Genomic DNA, 17,590 nt, shown 5'->3' on the forward strand with positions numbered 1-17,590 from the left:
GCTCCGGCCGCCTACTTTAAAGAAGGTATGGCGCTCAGCTTAGAGACGTGTCCAGGTCTGGCTCTTGCAAAGCACGGCCAACACGCAGCCCTTCATCTTCAGCGAATTGCCGGAGACCGTACCCGAGCCCGAATAGGTTTTGTCGCTTTCCGGATCGGTGATTTCGCCTGAATAGCTGTCGCCCGAGCCCGCCATCTTGCCGATCTGCTTGCCGTTGAACTTGCCGCTCTTGAGCGTCACGCAGAAGCTGCCGCCGCAAGGGGCGATTTCCGCCGTTGCCCCGCTTGCGGTCTTCCACTTGCCTTCGATCGGCTCTGCCGCCTGTGCCGAAAATGCCGAAAGCGCGAGCGCTGCCGCGATGATGAGTGTCCGCATGTCTGATCTCTCCTCCCAGGAATGATGGTGCCGCCGGCGAACGCGTCCGTGGTCCTCCTGCAGAGGCGGTCGTCGGTTAAGAAATATCTTACGCACACGTAAAGGTAAAATGCAATCCGCCTGTTTCGACCCGCCGCCGGCAGATGGAAAACCCAGTGTTTGCGGGTGTCGGCTGACTTGGCTTCGTGGATTGTGGTGAAGGAAGCGTTGATTTCCAAAGTTGAAGACTTCGTAAATTTCCGCGCGGATTCCTTAATTCCCAAGGGGTGTAGTGCTTAACAAAAACCCAAGTTTACGAAGCTTTTGTACTTTGTTTTCAGCAAATTAAGGATGCATTTTAAGCGAGTTTTGAAGGCCGTGCGGCATAGTGGGTTCATCAAACGAGCAGGGACAAACCCGCCGCCCCCGACCGAAACGAGAATGACCGGACAAAGAGCCGGCGCCGGATCGGACGGGACCCGAAAGGGAAAACAGGGACATAAGTAACCGCTAGGCAAACAGGGACAAAACCAATGGCACGCTTTGAAATGCTTTCTTCCGAAAATGCCACGATGGGTGGCGAAACCCGGGCCGACGTCTTCCGCGACATGGGCCTGATGTATGCGACCGGCCGCGGTTGCCCGATCGATCTGGTCTCGGCGCACAAGTGGCTGAACATCGCCGCGATCAAGGGCTGCGACCGCGCCGCCGAACTGCGCGCCGATCTCGCCCAGACCATGAGCAAGGTCCAGCTCGCCGAGGCGCTCCGTGCCGCCCGCGAATGGATGACCATGCACTGATCCTTTTCGCCGCAGTCTGCGGCGAGTGAAATCACAAGAAGAACCCGAAAGGGGAATGTGGCGGGGGACCTTTGGACGGGGCCAGTGCCAACACTTTCAAAAAACCGCGACCGGCAGGGACAAGGCCGGCGCGGTTTTTTCTATTGTGCCGCGCGGTTTAGCCGAGCGCCTTCAAAACTTGCGGCAGCGCCTGCTCGAACAGGTCGAGATCGGCAGGCAGGCCGGTCGAGACCCGGATGCAGCGATTGAGCGGCGCTACCCCCGGCATGCGGATAAAGACGCCATGGCTCATCAACCCGTCGACGATGGCACGTGCGTAGACGCCGTCCCGCCCCGTATGGATTGCGACGAAATTGGTGGCCGAGGGCAGGGGCACAAGACCGTTTGCCTGGGCGACGCCGGCGATCCTCTCGCGGGCTGCTTTGATCCGACCGACGACATCGACGAGATAGGCCTGGTCGGCGAGAGCGGCGAGCGCCGCCTCCGTCGACAGCCGCGGCATGCCGAAGTGGTTGCGGATCTTGTCGAAGGCCGAGACCGTGCCGGGCGTGCCGATGCCATAGCCGACCCGGGCGCCCGCCAGACCATAGGCCTTCGAGAAGGTGCGGGTGCGGATGACGTTCGGCAGATCGATCAGGGCGTTCGCCGCCGGGATCGACCCCGCCGGTGCCGTCTCGCTATAGGCCTCGTCGAGGATCAAAAGCGTTGTTTGCGGCAGAGCGCGGGCGAAGGCGATGATCTTGTCGGCATCCCACCAGCTTCCCATCGGGTTGTCCGGATTGGCAAAATAGACCAGCGGCGCGTCTTCGCGTTTGGCAAGGTCGAGAAGCGCATCAAGGTCTTCCCGATCGTCGCGGTAAGGGGCCGTGACCAGTCGTCCACCGAAACCGCTCACATGGAAATTGAAGGTCGGATAGGCACCGAACGAGGTGACGACCGGCATGCCTGGTTCGATGACGAGGCGCACGATCAGTCCAAGCAGGTCATCGATCCCTTGCCCGATGACGAAATTCTCCGGCCGGAGCCCGAGATGGGCCGCGAGCGCCGTCTTCAGCGCATGGTTTTCGGGGTCGTTGTATTTCCAGATCTCCCCGGCCTTCTCGGCGATAGTCGCCAACACCGACGGGGCAGGGCCGAAGCCGCTTTCATTGGCCCCGATGCGCGCTTGCACGCTCAGGCCACGCTGGCGTTCTATGGCTTCCGGCCCGACAAAGGGCACCGTGGCGGGGAGCGATGTGGCAAGTGGCGTAAATCGGGAAAAGGCAGTCATGCGTCAAAGGCCATCCGGGAAAGAGAACGGAAGGCTCACAATAGGAGGTGATCACATCCGCGCAAGGCCACGACGCGGCCTTAACACCGCCTTGCCGTCGTCCGCCTGGGCGATCAGCGCCCAAGACGGGCGCCGTTTCCGTTTTGGAAAGGTTTGATCGGCCTGTTGATCTCGTCGCCGAGCATGAAATCGGCACGCACGATCCTGTGCAGCATATGCTCGGAAATCGGGGCGATGAACTTGACCCCCACGCGTTTGCCGTTGCGATAGACCTCGGCGCAGCCAATGCGGTCGGCAAGCCCGATGATCTGCAGGTAATAATGCGAGGAAAGCCCGATGGTCGTGGTCAACTCGATCCCTGCGCCACCGCGCGAAATGTCCAGGACCTGACAGCTGCGAATGGTGATGCCGCTGAGCGCCGGGCTGACCGACATGATACGGGCAGGGCGCTGCACATAGAAGCGCTCCCACTTGCGCTCGTACATTTCTGAGCTGACGGTGGCCAGATGTGTTGCATTCTCCATGGGCATTTCAAACGCTCCTCATCTCTTCACATCCTCACTCTGTCCCCAATTATTTTCAGTAGGCTCAACAACTTCCGTCAAATTTTAACAAAGGCTAAAATTGAGTCGCAGGAAATCGGCTGCGACGGCCCAAGGTTGCGCAACGAAAAAAGGCCGGATCAGAATCCGATCCGGCCACGGGGGAGGAGATATAGGGGATGCGTCAGTGGCTGAGTTCGAAGGAAAGCCTGACGACGTGATGTAGAAATTCGGGATCGATCAGCATATTGAATCCGACCGTGAGCTTCTCGGCCTCGCGACGGATGACGGTGCAGCCGATCTCGTCGTGAATGCCGAGGATCTCGAGAAAGAAATTGCTCGGCACCGCCACATGGGGCGAGACTTCGAGATCTGCGCCGTAAAGCGATATGGTCCGGATCAGGCAGCGCAGCGAACTCTTGGTCGTCAGATGATGGCCGACAAAGATGATCTTGCCGGGGCGGTCCACCTGAAAACGCTCGAAAGCTTGGTCCCGAGGGATGTTCGACTTGGCGTCTGGTATGTGCAGCAAGGGCATGTCACCCTCCCTAGACCGATTGTTACGGTCCCAAATTAAACCAACTTCGTCGACATAATCTGAATGGTGTCGATAAAATTCTCACGAGAGGCAGCTTTCCGGTTGTGGCGGGAGCGGGTCGTCACCTCGCCGGCGCGGTGGCCTTGACCGGCGCAATGGGCAAAGCTAGGCCTTGGATGGAACTCGACCGCGCGTCCTGCGCGGACTATGAATGGCAAGAGGCGTGGAAAGTGGCAGGCAGGCTTGTGATCGTCGGGGCAGGGCAGGCGGGTTTCGCGCTGGCTGCGAAGTTGAGGGCGCTGAAGGACGAACGTCCAATCACCATGATCGGCTCCGAACCCTGCCTTCCCTATCAGCGCCCGCCGCTTTCCAAGAAATACCTGCTCGGCGAAATGGAGTTCGATCGGCTGACCTTCCGGCCCGAGAGCTGGTATGGCGAGAACGATATCGACATCCGCTTGTCGACACCGGTCGAGGCGATCGACCGCGAAAACAAGCTTGTCCGGCTGTTTGACGGCAGCGCCATACCCTATGATCGGCTCGCGCTGGCGACCGGCGCCACGCCCCGGCGCCTGCCTTCCGCCATCGGCGGCGATCTCGCTGGCGTGTTCACCGTGCGCGACAAGGCCGATGCCGATGCCCTGGCTGACGAGATGAAGGCCGGTCGGCGGCTGCTGATCATTGGCGGCGGCTATATCGGTTTGGAAGCGGCAGCTGTCGCTCGCAAGCTCGGCCTTGAAGTGACGCTGATCGAAATGGCCGATCGCATTCTGGCCCGTGTCGCCGCCCCGGAGACGGCTGATGCGATCCGGGCGGTGCATGCCTCCGAGGGCGTCGTCATCCGGGAAAAAACCGGGCTTATCAGGCTGATCGGGCTTGAGGGGCGGGTCAAGGGTGCGGAACTCTCCGACGGCACGGTGCTGGATGTCGACATGGTGATCGTCGGGATCGGCGTTCATCCCAATGATCAACTGGCCTCCGAAGCCGGCATCGAGACGATGAACGGCATCCTCGTCGATTCCCATGGCCGCAGCTCCGATCCCGATGTCTTTGCCATGGGGGATTGCGCGGTTCAGGACTGGAACGGCACTCGTGTTCGGCTGGAATCGGTGCAGAACGCCGTCGATCAGGCCGAGGCCGTGGCTGCAGTGCTGGCGGGGGGAGACGAACCTTATCGACCCAAGCCCTGGTTCTGGTCGGACCAGTATGACGTGAAGCTGCAGATTGCCGGCTTCAATCTCGGTTATGACGAAACGCTGTCGCGCCCCGGCGCGCGTGAAGGCAGTCTTTCCGTCTGGTATTTCCGTCAGGGTATGCTCGTCGCGGTCGATGCGATCAACGACGCCAAGGCCTATGTGACAGGAAAGAAACTGCTCGAAACCGGACGGGAGCCGGACCGTAGCCTGCTTGCCGACCCTTCGGCGGACCTCAAGCAATTGCTCACCTAAGCGCGTTCCAACCTGGCGGCGTGTATCTGGGCGCTACCGGAAAGAACCACGAAAAGAAGAAGGCCCGGATTGCGCCGGGCCTTTTCGTGTGCGGTATGCATTTAATGAAGAACGTGGTCATGCAATATTTTCAAAGTGTTGGCGTCGAAGGGGTGCCACTCTGAAAAGGGTTGGTCTCAGGATGCCGCCCGTTCGAGAACGGGAATGCACATGTCGAGATCATGCGACGCGAGATGGGCGTAACGCATGGTCATGGTCAGTGTCTGGTGACCGAGCCACATCTGGACACGGCGGATGTCGATGCCGCCCTGGACGAGACGCGATGCGCAGGTATGGCGCAAGACGTGGGGTACGACATCGGTGTCATCGGCAAAACCGACGGCATCCTTGGCCGTATGCCAGGCGATGCGGAACCGTTGCTGATCAATCTCGGCGAAGGGGCCGGCATGGCGCCGGTCCGATGCCGCAATGGCGGCTGCCGCCCGGTGGGTGAGGGGGACCGAACGCGAGCGCCCGGACTTCGTAACCCAGAAGGTGACCCGGTCCTTGTGCATGTCGCCCCAGCGCAGGTTCAGACCTTCGCTCAGGCGGGCACCGGTATCGACGAGAAAGATACAGAAACGGTAATAGAGTTCGGAATGCGCCCGGATCTCTGAAAACAGGAGATCCTCTTCATCCCGGTCGAGAAAACGGATTCGTCCCGCCTTCTCCTTTTGTCGTTTGAATTCCGGCAGACTGTGAACGTCTCCCATTTTGTACGCCTTTCGCAGCAGTTTGCTTAAGGCCGCCATCTTTCGATTGATGGTGGCGTTGCTGTTACCGCGTTTGCGCAATTTGCCAATCAACTGGTCGAGCATCTCGTCGGAAAATGTCGAGAAGCCCGGAATATCGAGGAGATCGTGAAGTTCTCCGATGAAATTGGTTACGTTATATTTGTGGCTGCCGTTCATCCATAACAGGTCGCCATATTTGGCGAACAGTTCGCGCAGCGACGTATCGCGCACCTCATGCAGGACCGTTCCCTGCCTGTAGTGATAGTGAACCGAATAATCGGGCACGCCTGTAAAGACGTCAAAACCCATCCCGGCCGGCATTTCCACCTGCATATATCCCCCAAATTCCCTTTGGCGAGCACGCGAACGAGCTCACCGCCCGTCCCCACGGGCGTACATATCGTTATATCTTATAAAAAGTATAGTGCAAAACAGCACAAACTTTCCGGAGCGGCTCGCCTCGAGCCTCGTCATGCCTTCGATCCTATCTCCTTCTCGTAAGCCCCGGGCAAAGCCGGGCAGCGCAAATGCTCTGGATTTTCAACGGCCGAACCATCTGCTCGTCGCTTGCGGAAAAGGGTCCGGCTTAAAAAAGCCGGACCCCAAACCTTTTCGCTAATCCGCTGTGGATTAGAACGAACGGGTCAGACGAACGAAGCCGTCCCAGTTGCTGTCACCGCCGTCGACGTCGATGTAGCGAACGTCAGCCGAAGCCTTCAGGCCTTCAGCCAGAGCGTATTCGACGAGCAGGTCTGCGCCCCAAGCATCGGTAGACGTGAATACGCCACGGGTGTCGGCGTCACCGAAGAAGCCGGTAGCAACATCGCCGTAGTAAGCGACCTGCGGGGTGATGGAGAGCTTCTCAGTGGCCTTGAAGGTGTAAGCTGCGCCAACCGTCCACTCGGAGTTGAAGCGGTAGCCAGCCGACTGACCGGATGCCCAAGCTGCAGCGAGAGCAAAGGTGCCCGGACCAACGTCAGCAGAAACGACGCCAGCAATCGCACCCTCTTCAGAGCCGAAATCGTAAACGCCGTTGACCGTAACAGTAGCTACGCCGAGCGAAGCAGAAGCAACAGCTTCGAGACCAACTTCGTTGCCGGTGAACTCATCGGACAGATCATCTACGCCGAGACCGACGGTGAATGCATCAGCGTTATAGGTGTACGAGATCGTGTTGAAACGAGCATTACCGAAGAAGTCGTCAGACTCACCGGCCAGACCCCAATCATCAGCCCACGTCAGAGAACGACCAACCTTGAAGCCACCAACGGTGATGTAGGCCTGATCAAGACCAACAGCAGCGCGCCCAAGGTCAGCACCCTGCGTAGCCTGGATGCGGACGTAAGAGCCAATCGTGCCAAGTTCGGAGTCGTTCTTGGCTTCAAAAGTCAGACGGGCGCGAACTTCGCTGTCCCAATCGTCGCCGTCGACAGATTCAGTCTCGTTGGCATAGACAGTCGCACGAATTTCGCCACCGATCTTGAGGCAGGTTTCGGTGCCGGGGATGTAGAAGTAGCCAGCGCCGAAGGCGTCGCAAACGCGAACGTATTCCATGGGCTCGGGCTCGGCAGCGACGATTGCGTCAGCGGCCTGAGCGCCGGAAACTACTGCGAGAGCAGCAGCGGAGCCGAGAAGAAGGCTCTTGATGTTCATTATTGACCTCCAGTCAAGTTTCGTATGGGTCTGGGTAATTTGGCTGAAGGACAGCATTCCCTGCCCCATCCCCGTCGGTTTCAGAAGACGGACGATCCACCGCCTCGCTTCCGAGGTTGAAAATACAAAACGTGGTCCGTCATGCAATCACCAAACAAGCGAAAGGGGTGAATGTGGTCACCCTTACCAAGGGGCTGTTGCTCAAACGCCACAAAACCACCCCCTGAGCGCCGCATTCTTTACCCTCTGTTAAGAAAGCCCTTTAGAAACCGCTGGTTATCCGGGCTCCCGCGATGGTCACAGAAAGCCGTATCCGATCGGGAGTTTCATTTTGATACAGGAAAAGGTGGGTTTTGTGGCCTGTGAGCGCGGATCGCTCCCGCCAGGTTTTGACCAATTCATTTATCAGCGAGCTCGGCGGCGCGGCGATTCCGGTGGCCGCAACGGGCAAGTTCGATGGAATCACATGAGAATCGGCTTTTCGATTCGAACTCGATGAAGGGGGGCCGGGCGGTCACTCTCTTATAAGAGGGGTGCGCGGCCGAGGGTGTTTAAAATGTGCAGGGCGGAGAAAAGGCCTTGCATTCAGTGATTCAAGCAAATAATCAGGCGGCACCGGAGAGGTGGCCGAGTGGTCGAAGGCGCTCCCCTGCTAAGGGAGTATACGTCAAAAGCGTATCGAGGGTTCGAATCCCTTCCTCTCCGCCATCACCGCCAGCTGCGGTTTCCCACTTTTTGTTCGATCGAAGCCGTTCTGGACGCGAACCACGTTTGGTTCGTGGTGCGAATTTCTGTGTGAAAAAACTCGTCTTCAGACCAGGCTAGACATCGAGCCTGTCGCAAAATCGCCTCCGGATCCGCGGGATAGAATCCGCTAAGTATCTGTAAAATCTATTAAAAACATCTATAGGGCGACTTCCCCGGTCTATAATTGACTGGAGGTCAATAATGAACATCAAGAGCCTTCTTCTCGGCTCCGCTGCTGCTCTCGCAGTAGTTTCCGGCGCTCAGGCCGCTGACGCAATCGTCGCTGCTGAGCCCGAGCCCATGGAATACGTTCGCGTTTGCGACGCCTTCGGCACCGGCTTCTTCTACATCCCCGGCACCGAAACCTGCCTGAAGGTTGGCGGCGAAGTCCGCGTCACGATCGACTTCGACGAGTCTGATGACTGGGAATCGGCTGTTCGTTCGCGTGTATTCTTCGACGCCAAGAACGACTCGGAAATCGGCACCATCGGTTCCTACATTCGTTTCGGCGGTAACAATTTCGGTACTGTAGAAGTTGTTGACGGCTATATCACTGTCGGCGGCTTCAAGGTCGGTGTAACGACCACCTACTGGGATGACGTCGGCGTCGCTGGTGAAGTCGATGACTTCGCCGATCTGACCGGCTTCCGTATGGCAAGCTACACCTACGCATCTGACGCCTTCACCGTTGGCGTTGGCATTGATGACCTGACGGACGTTGACTCGAACGACGCCGATGCTCTTGCCGACTATGCTGGCAATCAGGTTGGCGTTCAGGGTATGGCCTCGGCTACCCTCGGTGCCGCTACCGTCAGCCTCTACGGCGTATATGACTTTGGCGCTGAAGAAGGTGCAGTCTACGGTAAGGTTGCTGCTGCAATCGGCCCGGGTAACCTCGAGCTCGGCGCTGGCTGGTCTTCTGGCGACAACGTCTACGTAGGTGCCCTCTTCGGTGCAGACATCGAATGGACCCTGGCTGCAGGTTACGCTGTAAAGGCTACCGAAAAGCTGACGATCACCCCGGCTGTTTCCTTCTGGGAACTCGACACGGGTGATGACGTCTGGGGCGCTGGTATCTTTGCTGAATACCAGCTCGCTACCGGCCTGACGGCTTCTGCTTCGGTTGAATACAAGGATGCAGACAACCTCGGCGACGACTGGGACGGCTTCGTTCGTCTGACCCGCTCGTTCTAATTCGATCTCCGGATCGGATAGGGGAAAGCCCGGCCTTGTGCCGGGCTTTTTCCGTTTTTGTCACGTCACGCGTCGCGCCTGGTCTTTGTCTTGAGAGATCTATGCAGACAAGAAGCGTCGGATCGCGCCGGGCAAACTCCCCAGTTGCAGCAGCGGAGCATGGCCCTGGCCCTTTGCCTCGAGGGCGACGAGGCCGGAATGCCGTTGCCGCATGGCCTCCACCGTCTGCCGCGAGAGCAGCCGCGAGTGTTCTCCCCGCACAACCATGACCGGTTTGTCTGCCAGAAGGTCGAACTGTGCCCAGAGGTCCGGCAGCGGTTGGCCGAAATCGGCGGCGCGAAACTCTTCCGCGATGGCGGGATCGTAGTCGGAGGCGATGGTGCCATCGGTCTCGCGATAGAGTGCCCGCGCCATGTCGGCCCAGTCATCGGCCCTGAGGGCAGGAAAGTCCCGGCCATGAATGTCCCGCAAGATTACCGCTGCTTCGTCGAAACTTTGCGGCATCCGCCGGCCGCCGAGATAGCTCTGGATCTGCTGCAAGCCTTCTACCTCCAGCACCGGGCCTACGTCGTTCAGCACCAGCCGCTCGATCCGGTCGAGATGCGTCATCGCCAGCACATGCAGGATCAGGCCGCCGCGCGAGGTGCCAATGAAGGCAGCACGGGCAATTTCCAGTTGGTCAAGCACAGCAATCACATCCGCCGCCTCCACCGGAATGGTGTAGCGGGAAGGATCCGGATCCCGGTCGGAGAAGCCGCGACCTCGCGATGAAAGGGAGATGACCCTCCGACCATCCGGGCCGGCGGCGAGCGCCACGGCTAAATCCTCGAAATCAAGCAGATTGCGCGTCAGCCCCGGCAGGCAGACGACGGGTAGGCCGGGATTGTCGGCGCCATATTCACGCGCATGCAGCGCCAGCCCGTCCGCATTGGTAATGAAATGGTCGATCCTCGCCATGATAGCCTCCCGTCTCGCTCCGCTGCAGGAACCTAGCGGAGACGTGAGGCTTGGTCATCATCCAAGGCGAGAATAGCGACGGGCCAGAATAGCGCCGGACAAGTTTACCGTCCGAAGCGCAGATCATGCACGATATCGGTCTCTTGCCCGAGCCGGCTCTTGTAGACCTGATAGTTCTCCATGACCCGCTGCACATAATTGCGCGTCTCGGGGAAGGGGATGCGCTCGATCCAGTCGACCACCTCGTCGATGGACTTGCCGCGCGGATCGCCATAACGCGCGATCCATTCCGGCACTTTGCGCGGGCCGGCATTATAGGCGATGAAGGTCAATATATAGGAGCCGCCAAAGGCGTCGATCTGCTCGCCGAGATAATGCGCGCCGAGCGTGGCGTTGAAACCGGGATCGCGGGTGAGTTTATCTGGTTGATAGGCGATGCCATGGCGCTGGGCCACGCCCTTGGCGGTCGAGGGCAAGAGCTGCAACAGCCCGCGCGCATTGGCAGGCGAAACGGCGGCCGGGTTGAAGGCGCTTTCCTGCCGGGCGATCGCATAGGCCAGCGCCTTGCCGGAGCCGGAGATATTGGCGCTATCAGGGATGACACCGACGGGGAAGGCGAGGGCCGGCACATCCACGCCACGCGCATAGGCCGCCTTGCCGATCTGCAGCGACAGCTGATGCCCGCCATCCGATTTTTCCGCCCGCGCGCAAAGCAGCGCGAGTTCGCCGGGGCTGTCGATCTGGTCGGCCAGCGCCCGGTAAAGGCTCTGCGCCCGCCAGCCATGGCCAGCTGCCTCGTAACGCGCAATGGCCTGCACGGCTTCTCGGCGCGAAAACTCTGCCCGCTCGGCCTCGGAAGGGCGCGGGTAGGGGATCTGGATGCCCGGTTTATCGATGCGCGCGGCCGCCAGCTGCCCGTAAAACGTGCTCGAATGCCGCGCCGCCCGGACGAAATAGTCCTGCGCCTTGCCGTCCTTCGCCACTTCCGCCGCCCGGCCGAGCCAGTAATAAGCGCGGCTGGCCGAAAGCGGCCGGTTCGACACATCGAGAATGCGGGCAAAATGCCGGCTCGCGGTCTTGGGATCGTTGAGGCCCCGAAGCGCATACCAGCCGGCATGGAATTCGGCGTCCGCCACATCGGTCGCATCCGTGGCCACATGCTGGGCGACGATCCGGTAGGCGGCTTTAAAATCGCCGAGATCGGCCAGCCCACGCGCGATGATGCGCTGTTCGTTCCACCAGTCGCGGGCGCTGACCAGTTTTTCGCTGTCCTTCGGCATCTTGAGGAGGAGTGCCGCCGCCTTTTCGTAATCCTGGTCGCGGCGCAGTTTCTCGATCTGGATAAAGAGATAGGCCGGATCCTTGCGCCATTTGGCGTCGACCCCGGCGATGGCCGCATCGAGATTGCCCGAGCGCGCAATCAGTGCTGCCCAAGCCTTGTAGAGCGACTGCGCCTCGCCGAGCGTCGAGAAGCGCTTCGCCTGGGTGGCGCGGTCGCGGTAAAGCAGCATGTCCATGCGCGCCCGGTGGTCCTCGACCCGCAACAGGCCGGAGAATTCGCCGAGAATCTTGTCTTCCGTCGCCGTATCCAGCGCCTCCGATCGCCAGAGTTTTCGAAGCCGGTTGGCGGCCTTTGCCTGCTGGCCCGCAGCCAGTTCCGCGCGGGCGAGCAGCATCGTGCCCTCGGTGGTCTCGGGCAGGGTATCGCCGAAGGCAGCGAGCACGTCGCGGGCGGGCGGGTTTTCGCGGTAGAGCGCCTTTTCCGAATTGGCCCGGAAGGCCTTGAGCCCCGGCCAGCCGGTGAGTTGGCGTTGCGCGGCTGCGATTTCGGCGGCCGGCACGTCCTTCAGGCCCGACATGGCGATCGACCATGTCAGCATGTGCCGGTCGAGGCCATCGGCCATCCGGTTGCGGATGGCGATGGCAGCCGCACCGTCCTTGTCCGAGAGCGCGTCGAGCCCGGCCTTCAGCTGCGGATTGACGGCGGCGGGGTTGCCGGCGCGCGGAATGGCCCCCGTCGTCTCGAAGGAGGGCGGCGTCTTCTGGATCGGCGCGAACCCGAGCGGCTTGACCGCCGGCACCGGCACATCGGACGCAAGCGTTTCCACCGCCGGCAGGAGTGCCGTCAGACAGAGACCGAAAACGGAGCCGAAGAGGCGCGCCTTATGCATCCACACACCAGAACCCAGAAAACTCTCCCTCATCATTAGCCGGGCGTCTGGTTAATGAAACCTTGCCAGCCCCGATCACATTTCTCTGAGCAGCGCCCCGGCGCCTGTCGCAGGCCCTCGCGAATGAGGCCTGAAAAGCGTCATAAAACCATCGCTTATGCGCTTGTGGGGCTTGAGCCTGCACAGTAATGTGCCCCCGATTTAATCCGAGAATGCGGCCGAAGCGTGGATCTCGGCCATGAGGAGTTTGACTGCATGTTCCAGGGATCCATTCCCGCACTCGTCACGCCGTTCACCGATGACGGCGCCGTCGACGAGGCAAGCTTTGCCGCCCATGTCGAATGGCAGATTTCCGAGGGCTCGACCGGGCTGGTGCCCGTCGGCACCACGGGCGAATCGCCGACGCTCTCCCATGCCGAACACAAGCGCGTGGTCGAACTCTGCGTAGACGTGGCGAAAAAGCGCGTGCCCGTCATTGCCGGCGCCGGCTCCAACAACACGGTGGAAGCCATAGAGCTTGCCCAGCATGCCGAATCCGTCGGCGCCGATGCGCTGCTCGTCGTCACCCCCTATTACAACAAGCCGACCCAGAAGGGTTTGTTTGCCCATTACAAGGCGATTGCCGAAGCCACCTCGCTGCCGATCATCATCTACAACATTCCCGGCCGCTCGGTGATCGACATGTCGCCCGAGACGATGGGCGCGCTCGCCAAGGCGCACAAGAACATCGTCGGCGTGAAGGATGCGACCGGCAAGATCGAGCGCGTCTCCGAACAGCGCATCACCTGCGGCGCAGATTTCGTCCAACTCTCGGGCGAAGACGCAACGGCGCTCGGCTTCAACGCCCATGGCGGCGTCGGCTGCATCTCCGTCACCGCCAATGTCGCCCCGCGCCTCTGTGCCGAATTCCAGGCGGCAACGCTTGCTGGCGACTATGCCAAGGCGCTCGCCTACCAGGACCGCCTGATGCCGCTGCACAAGGCCATCTTCATGGAGCCCGGCCTCTGCGGCGCGAAATACGCGCTGAACCGCACCCGCGGCATGAACCGCACCGTCCGCCTGCCGCTCTTGGGCACGCTGGAGGCTTCGACGGAAGCCGCGATCGATGCGGCGCTGAAGCATGCGGGATTGGTGAATTGAAGGGGATGACGGGAGGCCGGCGGAGACGCCTGCTCAGCTTGATGACAAACCTCCAACGCACCTTCTCGATGCTCAAGATTCACGGAACGTCTCTGAATCAAAAAGAGAACGGATCGGAATCAAAGTGGCGGCAGCAAGGGCAAAAAGGACTTTGTCAGCAGTCTGGGCCGGCGGAGACGCCGGCTTTTTGTGTTGGTTGGACTGGTGACAACTACGGCCATTCACTTCTTCGTGGTACGCGCCGAAATGGATGCTATCGCCCGGTCAAGCTCTGCTTCAACTTTAGCTTTTTCGGCTGCTTCGTACCGTTCTTCCAGCATCATTAACACGGCAGCTCGAACCGCGGGGAAAAATTCCTTGCATTCTTCTTCAGTTAATTCGTGTACCCCTTTGGACAGGATCCCGTAGGTTTGTTTGTATTTTACGACGGATTTTGGCAGGTGATCTGACAAAGCTTCTATACGTTCCGCCATGCGCATCGCTGCGAATTTCTCCGAATTTTGTCCGGACGGATCCGCCACAGACCTAGCATGGTTGATCAAGCCTTCGAATACTCTCCGTAGATAGACAAACGAACCAATTCCTATCCCATGTGCGAACAGGCCTGTCGCTTTCCTTAACTCCGTAAAATCACTTCCTAAAATCTTTCTGTAACGTTCAATTTCAGATCCCGCTATATCCTCAAGCGACGGAAACTGGCCGATTTTTTTTAGCTTATGCTTCGTTTCATCATAGGTGAAAAAATAGCTGTATAGGTGGTTGGGATTACGCGAGCAGCGCAAATGCAGGGCGAACTGACCTTCCTCAAATATCAATCGTTTAAGCTGATCTCTTGTGGGGGCGTTAAATTTCGCGAAATGTTCAGCGTGTTTTATGTCGGCGGGAAGCCTGTCCCCGAAGGTTCGGAAAGTTGCTGTTTTGCCGCAATAAGTACAATGGGAATCAAATTGCTGAAATCCGAATTTTATAAGTGTGATATAATCTCTGTCGCGATGCTGATCTATCAGAACATCTGAGTAGAGCGTTTGTTCAAGACATAAATACTGAATTGAAGGAGGTCGAGGTGTCTCCGTTTCAATTGAGTTTTCTTTATTCGCAACCGGAATGGTGGCTGGTTTTTTGTTCATTCCTGTGTTCTCAATTTCGACCACTTCTTAATCTCCTCAAGCTTGTACTAGATTACGATGAAGAGATATCCGCGGCAATACGAGACGGCTCTTGAGCTCGTTCGTCCTGTGCATTTACAGCGAGGGGTTCGAGCTTGAGCGAACAGTCCTGATCTGCAAGAGGAGGGTGTCCGCACCACCCCCACCTTTATTTCCCCCCCATCCTCCATTACATACCTGTCATACCCGCCACGCCCCGCCCGCGTATGGCGAAAACCACCACAAAATCCCGGGCGAAACGGAAGATCAGGCCATGGCCCCCAAAGGCTCACAGCGCGTCGTCAACAAGATCGTTGCGGAAAACCGCAAGGCGCGCTTCAATTATGAGATCGTCGACACCTACGAGGCGGGTCTGGTTTTGACCGGCACGGAGGTCAAGTCGCTGCGCGAGGGCAAGGCCAATATTGCCGAATCCTATGCCTCCGACGAGGGCGAGGAGATCTGGCTGATCAATTCGCATCTGCCGGAATATCTACAGGCGAACCGCTTCAATCACGAGCCGCGTCGTCGTCGCAAGCTGCTTTTGTCCAAGCGCGAGATCAACCGCCTGCGCGCCTCGATCAATCGCGAGGGCATGACGCTGGTGCCGCTCAAGATCTATTTCAACGAGAAGGGCAGGGCGAAGCTGGAGCTGGCGCTCGCCAAGGGCAAGAAGCTGCACGACAAGCGCGAGACCGAGAAGGAACGAGACTGGAACCGCCAGAAATCCCGCCTGTTGAAGACGGGCTGATCATGGCGCTCTCGCATCTCAAGGTCACCGTCGGCCCCTTCGTCTTCGAGGCGAGGCTCGAGCGCGAAAAGGCGCCCGAGACCTGCCGCATTTTTGAGACCTTCCTGCCGTTCCGCAACCAGGCGATCCATTCGCGCTGGTCGGGCGAGGCGGTCTGGGTGCCCCTGGGCGATTTCCAGTTCGGCGCCGGTTTCGAGAACCACACCTGCCATCCATCGCGTGGCGACATCCTGCTTTATCCCGGTGGCTTCAGCGAAACCGAACTGCTCTTCGCCTATGGCTCCTCGCAGTTTGCCAGCAAGATGGGCGTGCTGGCCGGCAATCATTTCCTGACGGTGACGAAGGGTCAGGAGCAGCTGGAGGCCATGGGGAAAATGGTTCTGTGGCAGGGCGCACAGGATATTGCCTTCGAGGCGATGTAGTCCCGAGAAAAAGTCCCCTCCCAAACCCTCCCCACAAGGGGGAGGGCTTAACCCGGCCGTGCGCTCCCACCTCCCCCTTGAGGGGGGAGGTGGCCGCAAAGCGGCGGGTGGGGGTGAGCCCCAGCGCGAATTCGTCGTCTTCTCGATCTTTATGAGCTTCAGGCGTCACCCCACCCCGGAGCTTCGCTCCGACCCTCCCCCTCAAGGGGAGGGTGGGCCGGGTCGTGGCCGCGCGTCTTCTCCCCCCTTGTGGGGGAGATGGCCGGCAGGCCAGAGGGGGACTTTGTTTCCCATGGAAGCCCCTCCCTTGTAGGGAGGTGTTAGGGAGGGGAATTCTCTTCTTGCTGCGAAAGAGGTGCTAACCCTCAATGCTCTTCCTCGTGGCTCGACACCGGTTCCGGCGCGCGCGGTGTGCCGCGCTCTGACGGGTCGCGTCCGATTTCGGCTTTCAGCGTCATCAGGTCGATAAAATGGTCCGACTGGCGGCGCAGATCGTCGGCGATCATCGGTGGTTGCGTCGCCATGGTCGAGACGACCGAGACCTTGCGGCCCTTGCGCTGCAGCGCTTCCACGAGCGTGGTGAAATCGCCGTCGCCGGAAAAGAGCACGAGATGGTCGACGGTTTCCGACTGCTCCATCGCGTCGATGGCAAGCTCGATGTCCATGTTGCCCTTGACCTTGCGGCGGCCCATGCTGTCGGTGAATTCCTTGGCCGGCTTGGTCACGACCTTGTAGCCGTTATAGTCCAGCCAGTCGATCAGCGGGCGGATCGAGGAATATTCCTGATCCTCGATGAGGGCTGTGTAATAATAGGCGCGCAGGAGATAGCCGCGCTTCTGGAAAGCCTTCAGAAGCTTGCGATAGTCGATATCGAAGCCGAGGCTTTTGGACGCCGCGTAGAGATTGGCGCCGTCGATGAACAGGGCAATTTTTTCGCGCGGATCGAACATCTTCAATAATCCTCAGGTGCAATATCAACGAATGCGGCAATCGGAAATCAAAACAATACCTTGCCTCTCCACATATGACCGTCGCATTAAATTATGATCTGATCATATATAAAAGTATTTAGGATACGATTCTTGATAATCCAAGCACCTCAGGGTTGCATGCGACGCCAAAACGCGGCTTTCCGCCCTGTCTTTTTTTGGCTTTCGGGTCTTCGGTCACGAAAAACTTGAATTTGCCGTCCTTTGCCTGTATCGCACGCGTCAATCCCTCGCATTCATGACCGCAAAGGACAGGCAATGGCCCGCGTCACCGTTGAAGATTGCATCGACAAAGTCGAGAACCGCTTCGAGCTCGTTCTGCTCGCCAGCCACCGTGCCCGCCAGATTTCGCAGGGCGCCCCGATCACCATCGATCGCGACAAGGACAAGAACCCGGTCGTCGCCCTGCGCGAAATCGCCGACGAGACGCTGTCGCCCGACGATCTGAAGGAAGACCTGATCCATTCGCTGCAGAAGCATGTGGAAGTCGACGAGCCGGAACAGGATCCGAGCGCGATGCTCGCCAATGTCGGCACCGCCGGCAAGGGCGACGAAGAGGACGAACTGCCGGAAACCCTCACCTTCGACCAGATGTCGGAAGAAGAGCTCCTGGCCGGTATCGAAGGTCTGGTACCCCCGGAAAAGAGCGACGATTACTAATCGTCAATCAGTCGGAATTTAGTCTGTTTCTGACAG

The 17,590-nt window shown here is 59.2% G+C and carries 17 protein-coding genes and 1 tRNA gene; 8 read left to right on the plus strand and 10 right to left on the minus strand.

Features of this window, described 5'->3' with window-relative positions; translation table 11 throughout:
• Positions 1 to 39 precede the first annotated feature (39 nt).
• Entirely contained in the window at positions 40 to 375 is a 336-nt protein-coding gene (locus ACT53S_RS06790) for a DUF2147 domain-containing protein (RefSeq protein ID WP_113378461.1), read from the minus strand.
• A 512-nt stretch (positions 376 to 887) separates the two neighbouring features.
• Between ACT53S_RS06790 and ACT53S_RS06795 the strand changes: the two genes are divergently transcribed.
• Entirely contained in the window at positions 888 to 1,154 is a 267-nt protein-coding gene (locus ACT53S_RS06795; protein ID WP_113378460.1) for an SEL1-like repeat protein, read from the plus strand.
• Positions 1,155 to 1,311: 157 nt separating this feature from the next.
• Here ACT53S_RS06795 and ACT53S_RS06800 read toward each other — a convergent pair whose 3' ends face one another.
• The 3 genes from ACT53S_RS06800 to ACT53S_RS06810 form a co-directional block, all read right to left on the minus strand.
• A complete protein-coding gene (locus tag ACT53S_RS06800) occupies positions 1,312 to 2,424 on the minus strand; it encodes a pyridoxal phosphate-dependent aminotransferase (protein ID WP_476066390.1) in 1,113 nt (370 codons plus the stop codon).
• Between the two features lie 113 nt (positions 2,425 to 2,537).
• Complete coding sequence (locus ACT53S_RS06805; RefSeq protein ID WP_113378458.1) at positions 2,538 to 2,954, minus strand: PilZ domain-containing protein; 417 nt, start codon at positions 2,952 to 2,954, stop codon at positions 2,538 to 2,540.
• A 196-nt stretch (positions 2,955 to 3,150) separates the two neighbouring features.
• A complete protein-coding gene (locus tag ACT53S_RS06810; RefSeq protein WP_113378457.1) occupies positions 3,151 to 3,504 on the minus strand; it encodes a hypothetical protein in 354 nt (117 codons plus the stop codon).
• 230 nt (positions 3,505 to 3,734) lie between these two features.
• Here ACT53S_RS06810 and ACT53S_RS06815 point away from each other — a divergent pair, with 230 nt between their 5' ends.
• Positions 3,735 to 4,952 carry an NAD(P)/FAD-dependent oxidoreductase gene (locus ACT53S_RS06815; RefSeq protein WP_476066391.1) on the plus strand — a complete coding sequence of 406 codons (1,218 nt, stop codon included), beginning with the start codon at positions 3,735 to 3,737 and terminating at the stop codon, positions 4,950 to 4,952.
• Between the two features lie 176 nt (positions 4,953 to 5,128).
• Here ACT53S_RS06815 and ACT53S_RS06820 read toward each other — a convergent pair whose 3' ends face one another.
• Entirely contained in the window at positions 5,129 to 6,058 is a 930-nt protein-coding gene (locus ACT53S_RS06820) for a site-specific integrase (protein WP_113378456.1), read from the minus strand.
• Between the two features lie 297 nt (positions 6,059 to 6,355).
• Entirely contained in the window at positions 6,356 to 7,378 is a 1,023-nt protein-coding gene (locus ACT53S_RS06825; RefSeq protein ID WP_476066392.1) for a porin, read from the minus strand.
• A 617-nt stretch (positions 7,379 to 7,995) separates the two neighbouring features.
• Here ACT53S_RS06825 and ACT53S_RS06830 point away from each other — a divergent pair.
• Both ACT53S_RS06830 and ACT53S_RS06835 read left to right on the plus strand, forming a co-directional pair.
• Positions 7,996 to 8,086, plus strand: a tRNA-Ser gene (locus ACT53S_RS06830).
• A gap of 240 nt (positions 8,087 to 8,326) precedes the next feature.
• A complete protein-coding gene (locus ACT53S_RS06835; protein WP_476066393.1) occupies positions 8,327 to 9,319 on the plus strand; it encodes a porin in 993 nt (330 codons plus the stop codon).
• 99 nt (positions 9,320 to 9,418) lie between these two features.
• Here the strand turns inward: ACT53S_RS06835 and ACT53S_RS06840 are convergent, their stop codons facing one another.
• Together ACT53S_RS06840 and ACT53S_RS06845 are read right to left on the minus strand one after the other, a co-directional pair.
• Positions 9,419 to 10,276: an alpha/beta fold hydrolase gene (locus tag ACT53S_RS06840; RefSeq protein ID WP_476066394.1), complete on the minus strand. Its 858-nt coding sequence runs from the start codon at positions 10,274 to 10,276 to the stop codon at positions 9,419 to 9,421.
• A gap of 104 nt (positions 10,277 to 10,380) precedes the next feature.
• Entirely contained in the window at positions 10,381 to 12,447 is a 2,067-nt protein-coding gene (locus ACT53S_RS06845; RefSeq protein WP_476066395.1) for a lytic transglycosylase domain-containing protein, read from the minus strand.
• A 255-nt stretch (positions 12,448 to 12,702) separates the two neighbouring features.
• On the opposite strand from ACT53S_RS06845, the gene dapA reads away from it, so the two are divergent.
• Complete coding sequence (dapA, locus tag ACT53S_RS06850) at positions 12,703 to 13,587, plus strand: 4-hydroxy-tetrahydrodipicolinate synthase (RefSeq protein ID WP_476066396.1); 885 nt, start codon at positions 12,703 to 12,705, stop codon at positions 13,585 to 13,587.
• 221 nt (positions 13,588 to 13,808) lie between these two features.
• Here the strand turns inward: dapA and ACT53S_RS06855 are convergent, their stop codons facing one another.
• Positions 13,809 to 14,738 (minus strand): hypothetical protein, encoded by a 930-nt coding sequence (locus ACT53S_RS06855; RefSeq protein ID WP_476066397.1) that lies wholly within the window; start codon positions 14,736 to 14,738, stop codon positions 13,809 to 13,811.
• Positions 14,739 to 15,006: 268 nt separating this feature from the next.
• Here ACT53S_RS06855 and smpB point away from each other — a divergent pair, with 268 nt between their 5' ends.
• Positions 15,007 to 15,483 carry an SsrA-binding protein SmpB gene (smpB, locus tag ACT53S_RS06860; protein ID WP_113378446.1) on the plus strand — a complete coding sequence of 159 codons (477 nt, stop codon included), beginning with the start codon at positions 15,007 to 15,009 and terminating at the stop codon, positions 15,481 to 15,483.
• A gap of 2 nt (positions 15,484 to 15,485) precedes the next feature.
• Positions 15,486 to 15,905, plus strand: a complete 420-nt coding sequence (locus ACT53S_RS06865) for a DUF3830 family protein (protein ID WP_476066398.1) — start codon at positions 15,486 to 15,488, stop codon at positions 15,903 to 15,905.
• A 365-nt stretch (positions 15,906 to 16,270) separates the two neighbouring features.
• Here the strand turns inward: ACT53S_RS06865 and ACT53S_RS06870 are convergent, their stop codons facing one another.
• Complete coding sequence (locus ACT53S_RS06870; RefSeq protein ID WP_113377986.1) at positions 16,271 to 16,855, minus strand: LabA-like NYN domain-containing protein; 585 nt, start codon at positions 16,853 to 16,855, stop codon at positions 16,271 to 16,273.
• Positions 16,856 to 17,152: 297 nt separating this feature from the next.
• Between ACT53S_RS06870 and rpoZ the strand changes: the two genes are divergently transcribed.
• Complete coding sequence (rpoZ, locus tag ACT53S_RS06875; protein ID WP_113377987.1) at positions 17,153 to 17,554, plus strand: DNA-directed RNA polymerase subunit omega; 402 nt, start codon at positions 17,153 to 17,155, stop codon at positions 17,552 to 17,554.
• Positions 17,555 to 17,590 lie beyond the last annotated feature (36 nt).

The sequence above is a fragment of the Allorhizobium sp. DMC15 genome (assembly GCF_056314065.1).